The sequence below is a fragment of the Pseudomonas sp. OST1909 genome, assembly GCF_015277575.1.
GTDB lineage: Bacteria > Pseudomonadota > Gammaproteobacteria > Pseudomonadales > Pseudomonadaceae > Aquipseudomonas > Aquipseudomonas synxantha_A.
The window spans coordinates 5,896,135-5,916,245 of sequence record NZ_CP063780.1; the positions used below are offsets into that span (position 1 = coordinate 5,896,135).

Annotated in this window: 16 protein-coding genes and 1 tRNA gene; 14 read left to right on the top strand and 3 right to left on the bottom strand. The window is 59.0% G+C overall.

Annotation, left to right across the window (positions count from 1 at the left end; genetic code table 11):
* The first annotated feature begins 104 nt into the window (after positions 1 to 104).
* The 7 genes from apaG to IH404_RS25845 all read left to right on the top strand — a co-directional run bounded on the left by apaG (position 105) and on the right by IH404_RS25845 (position 8,124).
* Positions 105 to 485, top strand: a complete 381-nt coding sequence (gene apaG, locus IH404_RS25815) for a Co2+/Mg2+ efflux protein ApaG (RefSeq protein ID WP_005792049.1) — start codon at positions 105 to 107, stop codon at positions 483 to 485.
* Complete coding sequence (locus IH404_RS25820; protein WP_194439395.1) at positions 485 to 1,336, top strand: symmetrical bis(5'-nucleosyl)-tetraphosphatase; 852 nt, start codon at positions 485 to 487, stop codon at positions 1,334 to 1,336. The genes apaG and IH404_RS25820 overlap by 1 nt, the downstream gene beginning before the upstream one ends.
* 9 nt (positions 1,337 to 1,345) lie before the next feature.
* The gene (gene glpE / locus IH404_RS25825) at positions 1,346 to 1,675 is read left to right on the top strand and encodes a thiosulfate sulfurtransferase GlpE (RefSeq protein WP_194439397.1); all 330 of its coding nucleotides are present in this window, start codon (positions 1,346 to 1,348) and stop codon (positions 1,673 to 1,675) included.
* 286 nt (positions 1,676 to 1,961) lie between these two features.
* Entirely contained in the window at positions 1,962 to 3,884 is a 1,923-nt protein-coding gene (locus IH404_RS25830) for a PrkA family serine protein kinase (RefSeq protein ID WP_003194732.1), read from the top strand.
* A 113-nt stretch (positions 3,885 to 3,997) separates the two neighbouring features.
* Positions 3,998 to 5,269, top strand: coding sequence for a YeaH/YhbH family protein (locus IH404_RS25835; protein WP_005792055.1), 1,272 nt, complete (start codon positions 3,998 to 4,000; stop codon positions 5,267 to 5,269).
* Positions 5,266 to 6,831 carry a SpoVR family protein gene (locus IH404_RS25840; RefSeq protein WP_194439399.1) on the top strand — a complete coding sequence of 522 codons (1,566 nt, stop codon included), beginning with the start codon at positions 5,266 to 5,268 and terminating at the stop codon, positions 6,829 to 6,831. Before IH404_RS25835 ends, IH404_RS25840 begins: the two co-directional genes overlap by 4 nt.
* A 63-nt stretch (positions 6,832 to 6,894) precedes the next feature.
* Positions 6,895 to 8,124, top strand: a complete 1,230-nt coding sequence (locus IH404_RS25845; RefSeq protein WP_194439401.1) for a multifunctional CCA addition/repair protein — start codon at positions 6,895 to 6,897, stop codon at positions 8,122 to 8,124.
* A 27-nt stretch (positions 8,125 to 8,151) separates the two neighbouring features.
* Here the strand turns inward: IH404_RS25845 and folK are convergent, their stop codons facing one another.
* Together folK and folB are read right to left on the bottom strand one after the other, a co-directional pair.
* Positions 8,152 to 8,670, bottom strand: a complete 519-nt coding sequence (folK, locus tag IH404_RS25850; protein ID WP_194439403.1) for a 2-amino-4-hydroxy-6-hydroxymethyldihydropteridine diphosphokinase — start codon at positions 8,668 to 8,670, stop codon at positions 8,152 to 8,154.
* A complete protein-coding gene (gene folB / locus IH404_RS25855; RefSeq protein ID WP_032803736.1) occupies positions 8,661 to 9,014 on the bottom strand; it encodes a dihydroneopterin aldolase in 354 nt (117 codons plus the stop codon). Before folB ends, folK begins: the two co-directional genes overlap by 10 nt.
* Before the next feature lie 74 nt (positions 9,015 to 9,088).
* On the opposite strand from folB, the gene plsY reads away from it, so the two are divergent.
* On the top strand, positions 9,089 to 9,658 hold the full coding sequence (gene plsY / locus IH404_RS25860) for a glycerol-3-phosphate 1-O-acyltransferase PlsY (protein WP_005792062.1): 570 nt from the start codon (positions 9,089 to 9,091) through the stop codon (positions 9,656 to 9,658).
* 31 nt (positions 9,659 to 9,689) lie between these two features.
* Here the strand turns inward: plsY and tsaD are convergent, their stop codons facing one another.
* Entirely contained in the window at positions 9,690 to 10,715 is a 1,026-nt protein-coding gene (gene tsaD, locus IH404_RS25865) for a tRNA (adenosine(37)-N6)-threonylcarbamoyltransferase complex transferase subunit TsaD (protein ID WP_005792063.1), read from the bottom strand.
* Between the two features lie 203 nt (positions 10,716 to 10,918).
* Here tsaD and rpsU point away from each other — a divergent pair, with 203 nt between their 5' ends.
* The 6 genes from rpsU to IH404_RS25895 all read left to right on the top strand — a co-directional run bounded on the left by rpsU (position 10,919) and on the right by IH404_RS25895 (position 19,979).
* Positions 10,919 to 11,134, top strand: a complete 216-nt coding sequence (gene rpsU, locus IH404_RS25870; protein WP_002551877.1) for a 30S ribosomal protein S21 — start codon at positions 10,919 to 10,921, stop codon at positions 11,132 to 11,134.
* Positions 11,135 to 11,577: 443 nt separating this feature from the next.
* Positions 11,578 to 13,548 carry a DNA primase gene (gene dnaG / locus IH404_RS25875; protein ID WP_005792066.1) on the top strand — a complete coding sequence of 657 codons (1,971 nt, stop codon included), beginning with the start codon at positions 11,578 to 11,580 and terminating at the stop codon, positions 13,546 to 13,548.
* Between the two features lie 67 nt (positions 13,549 to 13,615).
* Entirely contained in the window at positions 13,616 to 15,466 is a 1,851-nt protein-coding gene (gene rpoD, locus IH404_RS25880) for an RNA polymerase sigma factor RpoD (RefSeq protein WP_194439405.1), read from the top strand.
* A 120-nt stretch (positions 15,467 to 15,586) separates the two neighbouring features.
* Positions 15,587 to 19,330, top strand: coding sequence for a bifunctional diguanylate cyclase/phosphodiesterase (locus IH404_RS25885; RefSeq protein ID WP_122735995.1), 3,744 nt, complete (start codon positions 15,587 to 15,589; stop codon positions 19,328 to 19,330).
* Between the two features lie 15 nt (positions 19,331 to 19,345).
* Positions 19,346 to 19,422 (top strand) — tRNA-Ile (locus IH404_RS25890).
* Positions 19,423 to 19,532: 110 nt separating this feature from the next.
* Positions 19,533 to 19,979: an Lrp/AsnC family transcriptional regulator gene (locus IH404_RS25895; protein ID WP_003194755.1), complete on the top strand. Its 447-nt coding sequence runs from the start codon at positions 19,533 to 19,535 to the stop codon at positions 19,977 to 19,979.
* Positions 19,980 to 20,111 lie beyond the last annotated feature (132 nt).

Sequence of the window (20,111 nt, forward strand, 5' to 3'; positions counted from 1 at the left end):
AGAGCAAGCCCCCTCCCACATTTGGATCACGTATCTGGCCTAGTGCCCACCTCATGGCCTAGACTGACCCGCATCTGCTGTCCTCTGCTTTTAAGGCCTCTTGCATGTCCGATCCTCGCTATCAGATCGACGTCAGCGTCGTCACCCGCTTCCTGGCGGACCAATCGCAACCCGAACAGAACCGCTTTGCCTTCGCCTACACCGTCACCGTAAAAAACAACGGGTTGGTCCCGGCCAAGCTGCTATCGCGCCACTGGGTCATTACCGATGGCGACGGCCAGGTCGAGGAAGTGCGCGGTGCTGGCGTTGTCGGCCAGCAACCCCTGATCGACAGCGGCGCCAGCCACACCTACAGCAGCGGCACGGTGATGACCTCGAAGGTCGGCACCATGCAGGGCTCGTATCAGATGAAAGCTACCGACGGCCACTTGTTCGATGCAACGATCGAGCCCTTCCGCCTCGCGGTACCTGGAGCCCTGCACTGATGGCGACGTACGCGGTCGGCGACCTGCAAGGTTGCCTTGAACCTCTCAAGTGCCTGCTTGAGCGCGTAGCCTTCAACCCCACAGAAGATCGCCTTTGGCTGGTGGGCGACCTCGTCAACCGAGGCCCGCAATCCCTGGAGACCCTGCGCTATCTCTATAGCCTGCGTGACTCTCTGGTATGCGTACTCGGCAACCACGACCTGCACCTGCTCGCGGCCGGCAATAACATCGAGCGCCTGAAAAAGGGCGACACCCTGCGCGAAATCCTCGAAGCGCCGGACCGCGCCGAGTTGCTCGACTGGCTGCGCCGGCAGAAACTCATGCACTACGATGAGGGCCGCAACATGGCCTTGGTGCATGCAGGCATTCCACCTCAGTGGACGCTGAAAAAAGCCCTCAAATGCGCCGCTGAAGTCCAAAGTGCACTGGCCGATGACACCCTGTACACCACCTACCTGGACGGCATGTACGGCAACGAACCGGTGAAGTGGGACAACGACCTCACGGGCGTAACCCGCCTGCGCGTGATCACCAACTACTTTACGCGGATGCGCTTCTGCACCGCTGAAGGCAAGCTGGACCTCAAGAGCAAGGAAGGCGCCGACACCGCGCTACCCGGCTACAAGCCATGGTTCGCCCATAAGGAGCGCAAGACCCGTGATACGAAGATCATCTTTGGTCACTGGGCCGCCCTGGAAGGCAAATGCGACGAACCCGGCATGTTCGCCCTCGACACCGGCTGCGTATGGGGCGGCGCCATGACCCTGATGAACATCGACACCGGCGAGCGCTTCGGCTGCCAGTGTGAATCCCCTCTTTCCATTACCCAGCCGGCCGCCGCCAAACCATAGGAGCCCGCCATGACCGAATTCAAACGTATCCCTCCCCAAGAAGCCCAAGCGCTGCGCGAGCGAGGCGCAGTGGTTGTCGATATCCGCGACCAGCCTACTTACGCGGCGGCCCACATCAGTGGTGCCAAGCATTTGGACAACGTCAACATCGCCGACTTCATCCGCGCCGCCGACCTCGATGCGCCGCTGATCGTGGCGTGCTACCACGGCAATTCCAGCCAGAGCGCGGCTGCCTACCTGGTCAGCCAGGGCTTCTCCGACGTCTACAGCCTGGACGGCGGCTTTGAGCTATGGCGTGCGACTTACCCCTCGGAAATTTCCTCAGGCAATTCGCAATAATTTTTTTCACACCCCGCTATCCCGCGTGACGCTTGGGCTTGCGCCGTTTCTGACGAACGGCGCAGCCAAACTAATTGCGCATCGCGCCTTGACCTCCCGGATTCCGAACTATCCTTAAGCGCAGGCCATCCGAATCAGGGGAGAGCCGGTACACCGGCGTACGGGTCATCGGTAGCGTTTCAGGGTGTTCTGGGGGGGAAAACAGCCATTGGCGTACGTCAATGACTGCCAGCATCCGCTGATTGATCCGGCGTCGGCTCCACGTATCGAGCGAGGTGACGACGTCATGAGTATCTTTAGCCACTTCCAACAACGCTTCGCGTCCACGCAGCAGGAAGAACTCACGCTTCAAGAGTATCTCGAGCTGTGCAAGCAGGACCGCAGCACATATGCCTCTGCCGCCGAACGCCTGCTATTGGCGATCGGCGAGCCGGAGCTGGTGGAAACCGCCAACAATTCGCGCCTGTCGCGAATATTCTCCAACAAGGTGATCCGCCGCTATCCGGCCTTTGAAGACTTCCATGGCATGGAAGAATGCATCGACCAGATCGTCTCCTACTTCCGCCATGCCGCCCAAGGCCTGGAAGAGAAGAAACAGATCCTTTACCTGCTCGGGCCAGTCGGCGGCGGCAAGTCGTCCCTGGCGGAAAAGCTCAAGCAGTTGATCGAGAAGGTGCCCTTCTACGCGATCAAGGGCTCGCCGGTCTTCGAGTCGCCCCTGGGCCTGTTCAACGCCACGGAAGATGGCGCGATTCTCGAAGAAGACTTCGGTATCCCGCGGCGCTACCTCAACACCATCATGTCGCCCTGGGCCACCAAGCGCCTGGCCGAGTTCGGCGGTGATATCAGCCAATTCCGCGTAGTGAAACTCTACCCGTCGATCCTCAACCAGATCGGCGTGGCCAAGACCGAACCGGGCGACGAAAACAACCAGGATATTTCGGCACTGGTGGGCAAGGTCGATATCCGCAAACTCGAAGAATTCCCACAGAACGACGCTGACGCCTACAGCTACTCCGGCGCGCTGTGCCGGGCCAACCAGGGCTTGATGGAGTTCGTGGAGATGTTCAAGGCGCCGATAAAGGTGCTCCACCCACTGCTCACCGCTACCCAGGAAGGCAACTACAACAGCACCGAAGGCCTGGGCGCGATTCCGTTCACCGGGATCCTGCTGGCCCACTCCAACGAATCGGAATGGCACACCTTCCGCAACAACAAGAACAACGAAGCCTTCATCGACCGGATCTATATCGTCAAGGTGCCGTACTGCCTGCGGGTCAGCGATGAGATCAAGATTTACGACAAGCTGCTCTTCAACAGCTCCCTGGCCAAGGCCCACTGCGCACCCGACACGTTGAAGATGCTCGCCCAGTTCACCGTACTGTCGCGCCTCAAGGAGCCGGAGAATTCGAATATCTATTCGAAAATGCGGGTGTATGACGGCGAGAACCTCAAGGACACCGATCCCAAGGCCAAGTCGATCCAGGAGTATCGCGATACAGCGGGCGTCGATGAGGGCATGAATGGCCTGTCGACACGCTTTGCGTTCAAGATCCTGTCCAAAGTCTTCAACTTCGACCCCCACGAGATCGCCGCCAACCCGGTGCATCTGCTGTATGTACTGGAGCAACAGATCGAACAGGAGCAATTCCAGGCGGAAACCCGCGAACGCTACCTGCGCTTCCTCAAGGAATACCTGGCACCGCGCTACATCGAGTTTATCGGCAAGGAAATCCAGACCGCGTACCTGGAGTCCTACAGCGAGTACGGTCAGAACATCTTCGACCGCTATGTGCTGTACGCCGACTTCTGGATTCAGGACCAGGAGTACCGCGATCCGGAAACCGGCGAAATCCTCAATCGCGTGGCGCTCAACGAAGAGCTTGAGAAAATCGAGAAACCGGCCGGCATCAGCAATCCGAAGGATTTCCGCAACGAAATCGTCAACTTCGTACTGCGCGCCCGTGCCAACAACAATGGCAAGAATCCCACCTGGCTCAGCTACGAGAAGCTGCGGGTGGTCATCGAAAAGAAAATGTTCTCCAACACCGAGGATCTGCTGCCGGTCATCAGCTTCAATGCCAAGGCCAGCAAGGAGGATCAGCAAAAACACAACGACTTCGTCACACGAATGGTCGAGCGCGGCTACACCGACAAACAGGTACGACTGCTCTCCGAGTGGTACTTGCGGGTGCGTAAATCGCAGTAAGGCAGCGACAAGCCAACGCTGCCAGGCATCCGGCCTGGCGGCTGACCGCTTGTCTCTAAGCTTCCAGCTCGCGGCTTGAAGCTTGTAACGTGAAGCTGCCCGGAGGGCTCCCCATGAGCTATGTGATCGACCGACGCCTTAATGGCAAGAACAAGAGCACGGTAAACCGCCAGCGTTTCCTGCGGCGTTACCGTGACCACATCAAAAAGGCCGTAGAAGAAGCCGTCAGCCGCCGCTCCATTACCGACATGGAGCATGGCGAGCAAATCAGCATTCCTGGCCGGGACATCGACGAGCCCGTGCTTCACCACGGGCGCGGCGGCAAACAGACCGTCGTGCACCCCGGTAACAAGGAATTCACCACCGGCGAACACATCCAGCGCCCACAAGGCGGCGGTGGCGGCAAAGGTCCGGGCAAGGCCGGTAATTCCGGCGAAGGCATGGACGAATTCGTGTTCCAGATCACCCAGGAGGAATTTCTCGAATTCATGTTCGAAGACCTGGAGTTGCCCAACCTGGTCAAGCGCAACCTGACCGGCACCGACACGTTCAAGACTGTACGCGCCGGGATCAGCAACGAAGGCAACCCCTCGCGCATCAACATCATCCGCACCTTGCGTTCAGCCCATGCACGACGCATCGCCCTCTCGGGCAGCAGCCGCGCAAAACTGAAGGCGGCCAAGGAAGAGCTGGCGCGTTTGAAGCGTGAAGAACCAGACAACTTCGGCGATATCCAGGAAATCGAGGTAGAAATCGAGAAACTCAGCGCACGCATTCACCGCGTGCCGTTCCTCGACACCTTTGATTTGAAATACAACCTGCTGGTCAAGCAACCCAATCCCAGCTCCAAAGCCGTAATGTTCTGCCTGATGGATGTCTCCGGCTCCATGACCCAGGCCACCAAGGACATCGCCAAGCGTTTCTTCATCCTGCTGTACCTGTTCCTGAAACGGAACTACGACAAGATTGACGTAGTTTTCATTCGCCATCACACCAGCGCACGGGAAGTGGACGAAGAAGAGTTTTTTTATTCGCGGGAAACCGGCGGCACCATTGTCTCCAGTGCACTGAAGCTCATGCAGGAAATCATGGCCGAGCGCTATCCTGCCAACGAATGGAACATCTACGCCGCCCAAGCTTCGGATGGCGACAACTGGAACGACGATTCGCCGATCTGCCGCGACATTCTGATCAACCAGATCATGCCGTTCGTGCAGTACTACACCTATGTTGAAATCACCCCCCGTGAGCATCAGGCCCTGTGGTTCGAATACGAGCGCATCGGCGAAGCCTTTGCCGACACGTTCGCCCAACAGCAACTGGTCTCGGCCGGCGATATCTATCCGGTCTTCCGTGAACTCTTCCAGCGCAGGTTAGTGACATGACCGCCAAAAAAGAGAACAAGCGCCAACCCCTATCCACTGGCTCCGAGTGGACCTTTGAACTGATCCAGGCCTATGACCGGGAAATCAGCCGTATCGCGGCAGGTTATGCCCTGGACACTTACCCCAACCAGATTGAAGTGATCACCGCTGAGCAAATGATGGATGCCTATGCCTCGGTGGGCATGCCGCTGGGTTATCACCACTGGTCCTATGGCAAACACTTCCTCAGCACCGAGAAGTCCTATACGCGAGGCCAGATGGGCCTGGCCTATGAGATCGTGATCAACTCCGACCCGTGCATCGCCTATCTGATGGAAGAAAACACCATCTGCATGCAGGCGCTGGTAGTGGCTCATGCCTGCTATGGACATAACAGTTTCTTCAAAGGCAACTACCTGTTTCGAACCTGGACCGACGCCAGCTCAATCATCGATTACCTGGTGTTTGCCAAGCAGTACATCATGCAGTGCGAAGAACGACACGGCATTGATGCGGTGGAAGACCTGTTGGACTCCTGCCATGCACTGATGAATTACGGGGTCGACCGCTACAAGCGTCCCTATCCGATCTCAGCCGAGGAAGAGCGCCTGCGCCAGAAGGAACGCGAGGAGCACCTGCAGAAACAGATCAACGACCTGTGGCGCACCATTCCCAAGCGCGCCGGCAAAAACAACGACAGGGATAATGCACGCTTCCCCGCCGAACCCCAGGAAAACATCCTGTATTTTCTGGAAAAACACGCCCCGCTGCTGGAGCCTTGGCAGCGTGAGATTGTGCGCATAGTGCGCAAGATCGCCCAGTATTTTTATCCCCAGCGTCAAACGCAGGTGATGAACGAAGGCTGGGCAACATTCTGGCACTACACGCTGATGAACGACCTGTACGACGAGGGCCTGGTCACGGACGGCTTCATGATGGAGTTCCTCACGTCCCACACCAGCGTAGTCTTCCAACCCGGCTTCGACAGCCCGTATTACAACGGCATCAACCCCTATGCCCTGGGCTTTGCCATGTACCGCGATATCCGTCGCATGTGCGAACACCCCACCGAGGAGGATCGTCGCTGGTTCCCGGAGATCGCTGGCAGCGACTGGCTGTCGACCATCAAGTTCGCCATGAGCAGCTTCAAGGACGAGAGTTTCATCCTGCAGTACCTGTCACCTCAGGTGATTCGTGACCTCAAGCTGTTCAGCATTCTGGATGACGACCTGAAAGACGACCTCGTGGTGCCGGCTATCCATGATGAACCCGGCTACCGCATCATTCGCGAAACCCTGGCCGCCCAATACAACCTGGGCAACCGCGAGCCCAACGTGCAGATCTACAGCATCGATGTGCGCGGCGACCGTTCGCTCACCCTGCGTCATCAGCAACACGACCGTAAGCCGTTGGGCGATTCCACCGAGGAAGTGCTCAAGCACCTGCACCGACTGTGGGGGTTTGACATCCACCTGGAGACCCTGCAAGGCGATCAGGTGATGAAAACCCATCATGTGCCACCGCGCAGCGATCATAACGACAACGACTACGGCCGCCTGGACATGGCCGTCGTTCATCTCTGAAACAGCAAAGCCTCCATTGCTCAGGCACAGGCGTTATCCTGTGCCGCTAATGGAGGCTTTTTCATGAAAATCTACAAAGTCGGCGGTGCGGTGCGTGATCGCCTGCTGGGCATCAAGGTCACCGATATCGATCGTGTCGTCGTAGGTGCAACCACCGAAGAGATGCTCGCCAAAGGCTATAAGCCCGTAGGGGCCGATTTCCCGGTATTTCTCGACCCGAAAAACGGCGATGAGTACGCCCTCGCCCGCACCGAACGCAAGAGTGGCCGAGGCTACGGTGGTTTTGTGTTTCACGCGAGCCCCGATGTCACGCTGGAGGAAGACCTGATTCGTCGCGACCTGACCATCAATGCCATGGCAGAAGACGATGACGGCACCCTGACCGACCCTTATCACGGCCAACGCGATCTTGAAGCGCGCATTTTGCGTCATGTTTCCCCCGCGTTCGCCGAAGATCCCCTGCGAGTACTCCGCGTCGCCCGCTTTGCCGCACGTTATGCACACCTGGGTTTCAAGGTCGCACCCGAGACGCTGGAATTGATGCGCCAGCTCAGTGAGTCCGGCGAACTGGAGGCCCTTACCCCCGAGCGCAGCTGGAAAGAAATCTCCCGCGCACTGATGGAGGATCAGCCACAGGTTTTCATCCAGGTGCTACGCGACTGCGATGCGCTGAAAACCCTGATGCCGGAGGTAGATGCCCTGTTCGGCGTACCGCAACCCGAAGCCCATCACCCGGAAATAGATACTGGCGTACACACCTTGAGCGTGCTGGAACAAGCTGCATTGCACAAACAGCCGCTGACCGTACGCTGGGGTTGCCTGCTGCACGATTTGGGCAAGGGCCTGACGCCTGTGGATAAGTTGCCGCAGCATATTGCCCATGAGCACCGTGGCTTGAAGCTGATCAAGGCGGTGAACGAACGCTTCAAGGTACCTAGGGATTGCCAGGAATTGGCCTTGCTGGTGGGGCAATATCATACCCATGGGCATCGAGCGCTGGAGCTGAAAGCCTCGACTTTGCTGGAGTTGCTGCAAAGCTTTGACGTGTACCGCCGGCCGCAACGCTTCGAAGAGTTTGTGATGGCCTGCGAAATGGATGCCCGGGGCCGCAAGGGTCTTGAGCAGCGCAGTTATCCACAGGCGGATTATTTGCGCGGCGCGGCAAAGGCTGCACGCGAAGTACCGGTCGCACCACTGCTGGAAAAAGGTTTCAAAGGCCCCGAGCTGGGAGAAGCGCTCAAGCGCGAACGGCTGAACGCGCTGAAAGCCTACAAGGCACAGCCTTCACCGTAGTCACGGTCTTTGTGGCAAGCTCGGCTCCTACAGGAGATTGTCCGGTGTAAGTTGCTGGCCTTGCCACTCAAAGCCGACAGGCGCCAGCACCTGGTCGATCTGCGCATCGCGCCACAGCTCGGCCATTGTCTTGCCTGCCTCAGGGTGAACACGGTCCGGCGCCATCATCGAAAGCGGCCACAACACAAAAGCGTTTTTAAGAATTTCTGCTCGCGGCAGGATCAATCCATCAAAATCCCCCACCAAGTCGCCATACAACAGCACATCGATATCCAGCGGTAACCCTTTGCGACCAGGTGCATACCGGCCATTATCGGCCTCGATGAGTTTGAGTCGACGGTCCAGCTCCATCAACGGCAGGTCGGTATAGGCCGACACCACCAGGTTGAAAAACGGCCCGCTCTTGATACCCACCGGCTGGCTCTCGAACACCGCCGAGCAGCGCATCTGCGTCAGGAACCCTGCCAGCGCATCCAGGCCGGCACATAGACGGCTCTCGCGCTCGATGTTGCTGCCAAGCCCGAGGTAAACCTGAGTCAACGACATCCGCGCTCGATCTCCACGCCCACGCCCTTGGCAGCGGGCACCGCGCCTGGCTTGGTCAACTTGAGGTGCAACCAGGGAATCTGGAATTCGCTCATCAGCACTTCGGCCAGGCGCTCGGCAAAGGTTTCCACCAACTGATACCGGGACTGCTCGGCAAAGGCCTGGATACGCGCGGATACACTGGCGTAGTCGAGCGCCAGGGTCAGGTCATCACCCGCGGCGGCCGGGCGATTATCCCAAGCAAAGCTCAGGTCCAGGCGCAGGCATTGACGGATGCCGCGCTCCCAGTCGTAGGCCCCGATCACGGTGTCCACTTCCAGGCCTTCGATAAACACTCTGTCCAAGCACTCTTCTCCGCAGCACGACAAGGGCGCGATGCCCCGTTAGAATCAGGGCGTCCTCGCCCGGAATAGTTAGCATGTTTTGGTCACTGGCGATTTTCGCCTACCTGCTCGGCTCGCTGTCCTTCGCCATTTTGCTCAGCCGCCTGACGGGAAATCCCGACCCGCGAATGAGTGGCTCAGGCAATGCCGGCGCCACCAATATGTTGCGTCTGGCCGGCAAGAAACTTGCCGTCCTGACCCTGCTGGGCGACGTTTGCAAGGGCCTGCTGCCCGTGCTGATCGCCAGTCTCGCCGGCCTTACCTTGCAACAGCAGGCCTGGGTGGGCATATGCGCCGTCCTCGGTCACCTGTTCCCATTGTACTTCCGCTTTCGCGGTGGCAAGGGTGTCGCCACCGCGGCCGGGATGCTGCTGGGCATTTACCCACCGGCAGCATTGCTGGCCATGCTCGCCTGGCTGCTGACGTTCTACCTGACCCGTACCAGCTCGTTGGCCGCGCTGATTGCCACGCCGCTTACCCTGCCGCTGTTGGCCTGGCAGGCACCGCAGGCGTTACTGCCGATGAGCGTGCTGACGCTGCTGATCGTCTGGCGCCACCGCGGCAATCTACGCGACCTATTTGCCGGGCGCGAACGGCATTTTTAAATACGCCGGGCGAAACCGGTTCACGTAAGCCCTACAGCGGCGGCAACTGCTCCATCGGCCAGCGCGCCTGCACGCTGATCGCCAGGCTTTCATGCTGCCCGGCCTGCAAGCGCTGGCAGCCGGCGTAGGCAATCATCGCGCCGTTGTCAGTGCAGAATTCCGGGCGGGCGTAGAACACATGGCCTTGCATGTCGCCGAGCATTTTTTCAAGCGAACTGCGCAATGCCTTATTGGCGCTGACGCCGCCTGCGATCACCAGCCGCTTCATACCTGCCTGCTTGAGGGCGCGCTTGCACTTGATGGTCAAAGTCTCTACCACGGCCTGCTGGAACGCCAGTGCGATGTCGCAACGGGCTTGCTGACCGTCGTCCCCGGCGCTGACGCTCTGCTGCCAGGTATTCAGCGCGGACGTTTTCAAACCGCTGAAACTGAACATCAGCCCCGGCCGATCACACATCGGACGCGGGAAAACGTAGCGCCCGGCGACGCCTTTCTCGGCCAGACGGGCGATTTCCGGACCACCGGGATAGTTAAGCCCCATCATCTTCGCGGTTTTGTCGAACGCTTCACCGGCGGCATCATCCAGGGACTCGCCCAACAGCGTGTATTGGCCGATTCCATCGACCTGAACCAACTGCGTATGACCACCCGACACCAACAAAGCGACGAACGGGAACTCTGGAGGTGTTTTTTCCAACATCGGCGCCAGCAAATGGCCTTCCATGTGGTGCACGCCAAGGGCGGGAATACCCCAGGCAAAAGCCAGCGCCTGGGCGCAAGAAGCCCCAACCAGAAGGGCTCCGACCAATCCGGGGCCTGCCGTGTAGGCGATGGCGTCGATCTCGGTCGGCACACAGCCGGCCTCATCCAGCACCTGGCGAATCAACGGCAGCATGCGTTTGACATGATCACGGCTGGCCAGCTCCGGAACCACGCCGCCATAGGCGCGGTGCAGGTCGATCTGACTGAACAGTGCATCGGCCAAAAGCCCGCGTTCACTGTCGTATAGTGCGACTCCGGTTTCGTCGCAGGAGGTTTCAAGTCCCAGTACTAGCATGGGTTTGCGCCTTGTAGAGGCTGAATTCGAAGGCGCGCATAATAGTCGCCACTCCCCCTCCCGACTAGCGGTTTTCGATCAGAGGCTTTGCATTCCGGCCAATGAGGGGTTAACATCCGCAACCCTTAAAAACCGACGACCTCAGCCGCGAATTTTTTGCGACGAGAACGTTGATTCCCGGTAATGAAAGAAGGTAGCTCTGGATGCCAGCCGTCAAAGTAAAAGAGAACGAACCCTTCGACGTAGCTCTGCGTCGTTTCAAGCGCTCCTGCGAAAAAGCCGGTGTTCTGGCTGAAGTTCGTAGCCGCGAATTTTATGAGAAGCCAACTTCTGAGCGTAAGCGTAAAGCAGCAGCCGCTGTTAAGCGTCACGCCAAGAAAGTTCAGCGCGAACAGCGCCGCGCCGTTCGTCTGTACTAATACACAGACGTTCGTAGCAAGCTTCTGCCAAGCCCGGCCCTCAGCCGGGCTGTTGGCATTTGCGGATATCGCTTGATGCTTCACCGTCGACGCCGCACATGCGACCGAGACACTGCTTCACACGTCAGGGCTGGCTCTTTTGCCAGCGGTGCACGTCTCTTCTGACGAGCCTAACAAGGCTACTGACGAGCACACCTATTCTTCAAGCAGGCGATCAACTGTATCGGCTGTGCCCATCGATGCGTTTCCGAGGCCCACCGTTGGCCTAGACCGGACGCCCGGGCAACATTTCCATGCCGAACACTGATCAGAAACTACCCTCAGTGAATATTCGGCAGATACACTTCCTGAAGACCCATGCAGACGATGATGATCAAGCACTCCATACGTGCGCTTGAACACTTCACGGGCCCTCATTTACACGCAGTGATGACGAGAACGCCATGGCCGGGCTGATTCCCCAGAGCTTTATTGACGACCTTCTGAACCGCACCGACATCGTCGATGTTGTCAGCTCACGCGTACAGCTGAAAAAAGCCGGCAAAAACTACACCGCCTGCTGCCCGTTCCATAAAGAAAAAACGCCGTCATTCAGTGTCAGCCCCGACAAGCAGTTCTATTATTGCTTCGGTTGCGGCGCTGGCGGCAACGCCCTCGGCTTCCTGATGGACCACGACAACCTGGACTTTCCCCAGGCCGTCGAGGATCTGGCAAAAGCCGCGGGCATGGAAATCCCCCGGGAAGAAAGTGGCCGCCCGCACAAACCTCGGCAACCCACCGATTCGCCGCTGTATCCGCTGCTGACCGCGGCCGCCGACTTCTATCGCCAGGCGCTTAAAAGCCATCCGCAGCGCAAGGCCGCCGTTGACTACCTCAAGGGCCGCGGCCTCACCGGTGAAATCGCCCGCGACTTCGGCCTCGGCTTCGCCCCGCCCGGCTGGGACAACCTGTACAAACACCTGAGCAGCGACACCCTGCAGCAAAAGGCCATGATCGATGCCGGCCTGCTGATAGAAAACGCCGAGACCGGCAAGCGTTATGACCGTTTCCGCGACCGCGTGATGTTTCCGATCCGCGACAGCCGTGGCCGCATCATCGCCTTCGGTGGCCGCGTACTCGGGGACGACAAGCCCAAGTACCTGAACTCCCCGGAAACCCCGGTGTTCCACAAGGGCCAGGAACTCTACGGACTGTTCGAAGCGCGCAAGAACAACCGCAACCTCGACGAAATCATCGTGGTTGAAGGCTATATGGACGTGATCGCCCTGGCCCAGCAAGGTCTGCGCAACGCCGTGGCAACCCTGGGCACCGCCACCAGCGAAGAGCATTTGAAGCGCCTGTTCCGCGTCGTGCCCAGCGTGCTGTTCTGCTTTGACGGCGACCAGGCCGGCCGCAACGCCGCCTGGCGTGCGCTTGAGGCCACACTGTCAAGCCTGCAGGACGGGCGCCGCGCACGTTTCCTGTTCCTGCCCGAAGGCGAAGACCCGGACACCCTGGTCCGTTCGGAGGGCACCGACGCGTTCCGTGCGCGCATCAATCAACATGCGCAGCCGCTGGCGGATTATTTTTTCCAGCAATTGACCGAAGAAGCCGACCCGCGCTCGCTCGAAGGCAAGGCTCATATGGCCACCCTCGCTGCGCCATTGATCGACAAGGTGCCAGGCGCCAATTTGCGCACGCTGATGCGCCAGCGCCTGCTGGAAATTACCGGTTTGAGTGGCGAAGCCGTGAGCCAGCTGGTGCATAGCGCACCGCAAGATGCGCCGCCAGCCTACGATCCAGGCATGGATTACGACGCCATGCCGGACTATGCCGACTTTCACCAGCCTCAGGAGGCCTTTGCCCCCCAACAGGAGTGGACGCCGAAAAAGCCCGGGGCCGGCGGCAAGAAATGGGACAAGAAACCCTGGAGCAAAAACGGCAAGCGCGGTGATCGCGATGAAGCCTACGCTCCACGCACACCCGTAGCAGTGGAAGCCCCGACGCTTATTGCGCTGCGTACGCTGATTCATCACCCACAACTGGCCGGCAAGGTTGAAAGCGCCGACCACTTTGCCAACGAAAGCAACACCTACGCCCAGGTGCTGATTGCCCTGATCGAGGCGGTGCAGAAAAATCCCAAGCTAAACTCAATCCAGCTGATGGCTCGCTGGCACGGCACGGAACAAGGCCGTTTATTGAAAGCGTTGGCGGAAAAGGAGTGGCTAATTGACGGCGACAACCTTGAACAACAGTTTTTAGACACCATTAATAGGTTATCTGCGGGTCAACACACTCAGACCCTCGATGAGCTCATTAAGAGAGCAAGGCAGCCGGGATTGTCGGCTGAAGAGCAGATTCAGATAGCAAAACAGATGCGCGACCTCTTAAAACAGAATGTTTACGCATCAAACCCGACCTCAGCTGGCGTGTGAGGTCATAGCTCGGGTATAATCCTCGGCTTGTTTTTTGCCCGCCAAGACCTTCAGTGGATAGGGTGTTATGTCCGGAAAAGCGCAACAGCAGTCTCGTATCAAAGAGTTGATCACACTTGGTCGTGAGCAGGGTTACCTGACTTACGCGGAGGTCAACGACCACCTGCCTGAGGATATTTCAGATCCAGAGCAGGTGGAAGACATCATCCGCATGATTAACGACATGGGGATCAACGTATTCGAAGTCGCGCCAGATAAGGATTCCCTTATGCTGGCCGACGCTGATACCGACGAGGCCGCCGCTGAGGAAGCTGCTGCCGCGCTGGCTGCAGTAGAGACCGATATCGGCCGCACGACGGACCCGGTGCGCATGTATATGCGTGAAATGGGTACTGTCGAGCTGCTGACACGCGAAGGCGAAATCGAAATCGCCAAGCGTATCGAAGAGGGCATCCGTGAAGTGATGGGCGCTATTGCGCACTTCCCAGGCACGGTTGACCACATTCTCTCCGAGTACACCCGCGTCACCACCGAAGGTGGCCGCCTGTCCGACGTCCTGAGCGGTTACATCGACCCGGACGACGGCATTGCGCCGCCTGCCGCCGAAGTACCGCCGCCTGTCGACGCCAAAGCCGCGAAAGCGGATGACGACACCGAAGACGACGATGCCGAAGCCAGCAGCGACGACGAAGATGAAGTCGAAAGCGGCCCGGACCCAATCGTCGCGGCCCAGCGTTTCGGTGCGGTTTCCGATCAAATGGAAATCACCCGCAAGGCCCTGAAGAAGCATGGTCGCTCCAACAAGCAGGCAATTGCCGAGCTGGTGGCGCTGGCTGAGCTGTTCATGCCGATCAAGCTGGTGCCCAAGCAATTCGAAGGTTTGGTCGAGCGCGTTCGTAGCGCCCTTGAGCGTCTGCGTGCACAAGAGCGTGCGATCATGCAGCTGTGCGTGCGTGATGCCCGTATGCCGCGTACCGACTTCCTGCGCCAGTTCCCGGGCAACGAAGTTGACGAAAGCTGGACCGACGCACTGGCCAAGGGCAAGGCGAAATACGCCGAAGCCATCGGCCGCCTGCAGCCCGATATCATCCGCTGCCAGCAGAAGCTGACTGCGCTTGAGACCGAAACCGGTCTGACGATTGCTGAAATCAAGGACATCAACCGTCGCATGTCGATCGGTGAGGCCAAGGCCCGCCGCGCGAAGAAAGAGATGGTTGAAGCGAACTTGCGTCTGGTGATCTCGATCGCCAAGAAGTACACCAACCGTGGCCTGCAGTTCCTGGACCTGATCCAGGAAGGCAACATCGGCTTGATGAAAGCGGTAGACAAGTTCGAATACCGTCGCGGCTACAAGTTCTCGACTTATGCCACCTGGTGGATCCGTCAGGCGATCACTCGCTCGATCGCCGACCAGGCCCGCACCATCCGTATTCCGGTGCACATGATCGAGACCATCAACAAGCTCAACCGTATTTCCCGGCAGATGTTGCAGGAAATGGGTCGCGAACCGACCCCGGAAGAGCTGGGCGAACGCATGGAAATGCCTGAGGATAAAATCCGCAAGGTATTGAAGATCGCTAAAGAGCCGATCTCCATGGAAACGCCGATTGGTGATGACGAAGACTCCCATCTGGGTGACTTCATCGAAGACTCGACCATGCAGTCGCCAATCGATGTCGCCACCGTTGAGAGCCTGAAGGAAGCGACTCGCGACGTACTGTCCGGCCTCACTGCCCGTGAAGCCAAGGTACTGCGCATGCGTTTCGGCATCGACATGAATACCGACCACACCCTTGAGGAAGTCGGTAAGCAATTTGACGTGACCCGCGAGCGGATCCGTCAGATCGAGGCCAAGGCACTGCGCAAGTTGCGCCACCCGACGCGAAGCGAGCATCTGCGCTCCTTCCTCGACGAGTGATACCAGAACCCCCGGCCCAGGCCGGGGGTTTTGTTTTGCACAGATAAAATTCCCCGCAACACCCCTCCCCTGAAAGCCCGTCTACACTCGAACTATTCCCCGTGCCATAACGAGACCGTTATGCCCAGATTGCCGACCGTGTTGCTACTGTCGCTGCTGACCTGGACCGCAACGGCTGGCGCGTTGACTCTCACGGAGGATGAGCGTAGCTGGTTGGCGGACCATCAGGAGCTTCGCCTTGGGGTGGACGCGTCCTGGCCACCCTTCGAATACCGTGATGAGAATGGCCGTTACCAGGGCCTGGCTGCCGACTATGTGCGCCTGATCCAGGACCGACTGGGTGTCAGGATCAAGCTGATCGAACCGGCAAACTGGACCGCTGTACTTGAGCAAGCCCGGAGCAACCAGCTCGACTTGCTACCCGGCATCATGTCCACTCCGGAGCGCCAAAGCTACCTGGCCTTTACACGCCCCTACCTCGACTTCCCCATCGTCATCCTTGCCCATGAAGGCGGCGCGAAACCACGCAACCTGAAGGATTTGTACGGGCTGAAAATTGCCGTGGTGGAAAACTATGCACCCCATGAATTGCTGCGCACACACCACCCGGACCTGAATCTGGTGGCGATGCCCAACGTCAGTTCGACGCTGCAAGCCCTGGCCACCGATGAAGTGGACGCCGTCGTCGGCGACTTGGCGTCCAGCGTCTGGAGCCTGCGCCAACTCAAGCTCGATGGCTTGTACGTCAGCGGCGAAACGCCCTATCGCTACCAATTGGCAATGGGTGTCCCGCAGGAACAGAAAATGCTGGTGGGCATCCTGGACAAAGTCCTCGCCGACCTTAGCTCAGCCGAAACCGATGCGATCCAGCAACATTGGGTCGGCAGTTTCACCGATCACCGCACCTTCTGGGTCGACCTGCTGATGTATGGCCTGCCCGCCGTCTTGTTGCTCAGTACCGTGCTGGCGGTGGTCATTCGGATCAATCGCCGGCTCAGTTCGGAAATCTCCCGCAGGGTCGCCCTCGAACAAGAACTGCGCAGCAGCGAATACCACTATCGCGGCCTGGTAGAGAGCTTGTCCGCCATCGCCTGGGAAGCGAGCATCAGCGATTTCACCTACAGCTATGTGTCGCCCCATGCCGAAGACTTGCTCGGCTATCCGCGCGCCCATTGGCTGATTCCGGGCTTCTGGCGCAACATCATTCACCCCGCCGACCTCACGCGCACCGAAGCGTACTGCTACCGGGAAACCCGTGCCAATCGTGATCACAGCGTCGATTACCGGGTCATCACGGCGGACGGCCGCTGCTTGTGGGTGCGCGATATTGTCAGCCTGATTGAACACGGCCACGAGCCAGTGCTGCGCGGCCTGATGATCGATATCAGCGAAGCCAAGCGCACGGAGGAAGCTCTGCAGCTGTCCGAGCAGAAGTTCGCGTCGGTGTTCCAGCAATGCCCCGACATCCTGGTGATCGCCAGGCTATCTGATGGCTGCCTGCTGGAGGTCAACAAGGCATTCGAGGACCAGATTGGCCTGACCGCCGACGAGGTGGTGGGCAAAGCCGCCTCAGATCTGAATATATGGCGTATTCAGGGCGTCGGGCCGGATTTGCTGCAGCGGGTACAGACCACCAGTATCCGCAACCTGGAAATGTCCTTTCTGCGCAGCAACGGCGAAGCGTTTACGGGGCTGATCTCAGCTGAGCCCTTCCAACTCGACACCACCGAAGCCCTGGTGGTGGTGGTGCGCGATATCACCCAGCTCAAGGAAACCCAACAGCAACTGCAAACCTCCGAAGAGAAATTCGCCAAGGCGTTCCATGCGTCCCCCGACGGCTTGCTGCTGAGTCGCCAAAGGGATGGCCTATTGATTGAGGTGAACGAAGGTTTCAGCCATCTGACCGGCTTCACCAGCGCCTCTTCGCTCGACCAATCAACCCTGGACCTGGGTATCTGGGTCGATCTCAACGAACGCAAGCACATGCTGGAATTGATGCAGCGCGACGGCTTCGTGCGTGATTTCATCTGCCATATCCGTCGCGCCGACGGCCAGCTTCGCCTCTGCGAAGTCTCCAGTCGCCCGCTGCCCATCGGTGACGAAGACTGCATGCTGACCATCGCTCGGGACATCACCGAACGCCAGCAGATGCAGGAAAAACTGCAACAGGCCGCCACGGTATTCGAGAGCACCGCTGAAGGCGTCTTGATCACCGACACACGACAGAACATCAGTGCCGTCAATCGCGCCTTCAGTGAGATCACCGGCTACAGCGAAATCGAAGCACTCGGCCATACCCCGCGTTTGCTCGCCTCGGGCCTGCATGACAGCGCATTCTATGCGGCGATGTGGCACCAATTGACGGCCCATGGACACTGGCAGGGAGAGATTTCCAACCGCCGCAAGAACGGCGAGGTGTACCCAAGCTGGCTGACCATCAGCGCCGTGCGTAACCGCGACCAATTGATCACGCACTTCGTTGCCGTGTTTGCCGACATCTCCAGCCTCAAGCTGGCCCAGGCACGCCTGGACTATCAGGCCCACCACGATCCGCTGACCGGGTTGCCCAACCGCACCCTGTTTGAAAATCGACTGCAGGCCGCCCTTAACGGCCAGCAGGAAAGCGGCAGGCAAGGCGCGGTGTTGTTTCTTGACCTGGACCGTTTCAAACACATCAACGACAGCCTCGGCCACCCGGTCGGCGACCTGCTGCTCAAAGACATCGCCGTACGCCTCAAGCAGCAACTGCGCGACGTCGACACCGTCGCCCGCCTGGGCGGGGATGAATTCATCATCTTGCTGCCCGGCTTGCAGCAGGCCGGCGATGCCCAGTATCTGGCGAACAAGCTGCTCGACTGCTTTACCCCCCCATTCCAGGCCGGTGAGCATGAGTTTTTTATCAGCGCCAGTATTGGCACCAGCCTTTACCCACAGGATGGCACCGACGTCGCTACTCTGGTCAAGAACGCCGATGCTGCGATGTATCGCTCCAAGGCCAAGGGCCGCAACCGTGTGGAAAGCTATACCCGCGACCTGACGGCCCAAGCCAATGAACGCGTAGCGCTGGAGCACGAGCTGCGCCGTGCCATCGAACGTGAAGAGCTGAGCCTCTATTACCAACCCAAGCGCAGCCTGTTGACCCAAGAGCTGATCGGCGCCGAAGCCCTGATCCGCTGGCGTCACCCCACCTTGGGCGACGTCCCGCCCGAACACTTCATCGCCCTGGCCGAAGAGAACGGCACGATCCTGCAAATTGGCGACTGGGTGCTGGAACAAGCCTGTCGGCAGTTGCACGCCTGGCAAGAGGCTTTCGACGATTTCGGGCCACTGTCGGTCAACCTCGCAGGCGCGCAACTGCGTCACCCCAACCTGTTGTCACGCATCGAACAACTGCTGCGCGATTACCGCCTTGAACCTGGCTGCCTGCAATTGGAGATCACCGAGAACTTCATCATGAGCCAGGCCGAAGAAGCCCTGGGGGTTCTGCATCAACTCAAACGCTTGGGCGTCCAGCTGGCGATCGATGATTTCGGCACTGGCTACTCGTCCCTCAGCTACCTCAAGCGCCTGCCCCTGGACTTCCTCAAGATCGACCAATCCTTCGTTCGAGGCCTGCCCGACGATCCCCACGACGTCGCCATCGTGCGCGCCATCATCGCGCTGGGCCACAGCATGCAATTCACCATCATTGCCGAAGGCGTGGAGACCCCCGCACAGCAAACATTCCTCGCCGCCGAAGGCTGTGAACAGATGCAAGGCTACATCGTCAGCCTGCCCCTGCCGCCGGAGCTTTTTGCCGCGAGCTTCCTTCGTACGAAGCTGGAGGATTTTTCGGATGGCACAGTGAACAAACCATCGTTATAATCCGCGACCTACTGAGGGCCTATAGCTCAGTTGGTTAGAGCAGGGGACTCATAATCCCTTGGTCGCAGGTTCGAGTCCTGCTGGGCCCACCAACTTGAAAGCCGCGCATTGCGCGGCTTTTGCGTGTCTGGTGTAACGGTTCTTTCGGCCGGACCCAGCCTGTACCATGCGTGCTCATTGTCGTCCGCACCGGAGTCCCCCCTTGCCCGCCTTAGACGAAATCGACCGCCAACTGATCGCCGCCCTGCAGCTCAATGCCCGCGAAAGCGTGGCCATGCTTGCCCGGCAACTGGGGATTGCGCGCACCACAGTCACGTCACGCCTGGCACGCCTGGAGAAAACCCAGGTGATCACCGGTTACGGCGTGCGCCTGGGCCAGCGCGTAGCGGATGGGGGTTTGCAGGCTTATGTGGGGATTACCGTGCAACCACGCTCAGGCAAAGAGGTGCTGCGCAGGCTGAGTGCCATGGCGCAGGTGCAGCAGTTGTGTGCGGTCAGCGGCGAGTTCGATTACGTGGCATGGCTGCGCACCGATTCGCCGGAACAACTGGATCAACTGCTCGATCAGATCGGCAGTGTCGACGGTGTGGAGAAAACCACCACCTCGATCATCCTCAGCAACAAATTGGATCGCGGACAGCCAATCTGATCGATCACTTCGTCATATTGACAAAAATCAGTGCAATCCGACGACACATTGCGTCTTATTAACGAGCGCTACGCTCCCTAAACTGGCTGCCATCTTTTCCTATACTCAACGGGCCATATCCCGCCGAGCCGT

Bases quoted from the DNA above. Each gene is read 5' to 3' on its own strand.
- IH404_RS25885 (WP_122735995.1), top strand. From the start codon at position 15,587: ATGCCCAGATTGCCGACCGTGTTGCTACTGTCGCTGCTGACCTGGACC.
- plsY (WP_005792062.1), top strand. From the start codon at position 9,089: ATGTTTTGGTCACTGGCGATTTTCGCCTACCTGCTCGGCTCGCTGTCC.
- glpE (WP_194439397.1), top strand. From the start codon at position 1,346: ATGACCGAATTCAAACGTATCCCTCCCCAAGAAGCCCAAGCGCTGCGC.
- folK (WP_194439403.1), bottom strand. From the start codon at position 8,670: ATGTCGTTGACTCAGGTTTACCTCGGGCTTGGCAGCAACATCGAGCGC.
- IH404_RS25835 (WP_005792055.1), top strand. From the start codon at position 3,998: ATGAGCTATGTGATCGACCGACGCCTTAATGGCAAGAACAAGAGCACG.
- IH404_RS25840 (WP_194439399.1), top strand. From the start codon at position 5,266: ATGACCGCCAAAAAAGAGAACAAGCGCCAACCCCTATCCACTGGCTCC.
- tsaD (WP_005792063.1), bottom strand. From the start codon at position 10,715: ATGCTAGTACTGGGACTTGAAACCTCCTGCGACGAAACCGGAGTCGCA.
- IH404_RS25830 (WP_003194732.1), top strand. From the start codon at position 1,962: ATGAGTATCTTTAGCCACTTCCAACAACGCTTCGCGTCCACGCAGCAG.
- rpoD (WP_194439405.1), top strand. From the start codon at position 13,616: ATGTCCGGAAAAGCGCAACAGCAGTCTCGTATCAAAGAGTTGATCACA.
- rpsU (WP_002551877.1), top strand. From the start codon at position 10,919: ATGCCAGCCGTCAAAGTAAAAGAGAACGAACCCTTCGACGTAGCTCTG.
- IH404_RS25820 (WP_194439395.1), top strand. From the start codon at position 485: ATGGCGACGTACGCGGTCGGCGACCTGCAAGGTTGCCTTGAACCTCTC.
- dnaG (WP_005792066.1), top strand. From the start codon at position 11,578: ATGGCCGGGCTGATTCCCCAGAGCTTTATTGACGACCTTCTGAACCGC.
- apaG (WP_005792049.1), top strand. From the start codon at position 105: ATGTCCGATCCTCGCTATCAGATCGACGTCAGCGTCGTCACCCGCTTC.
- IH404_RS25845 (WP_194439401.1), top strand. From the start codon at position 6,895: ATGAAAATCTACAAAGTCGGCGGTGCGGTGCGTGATCGCCTGCTGGGC.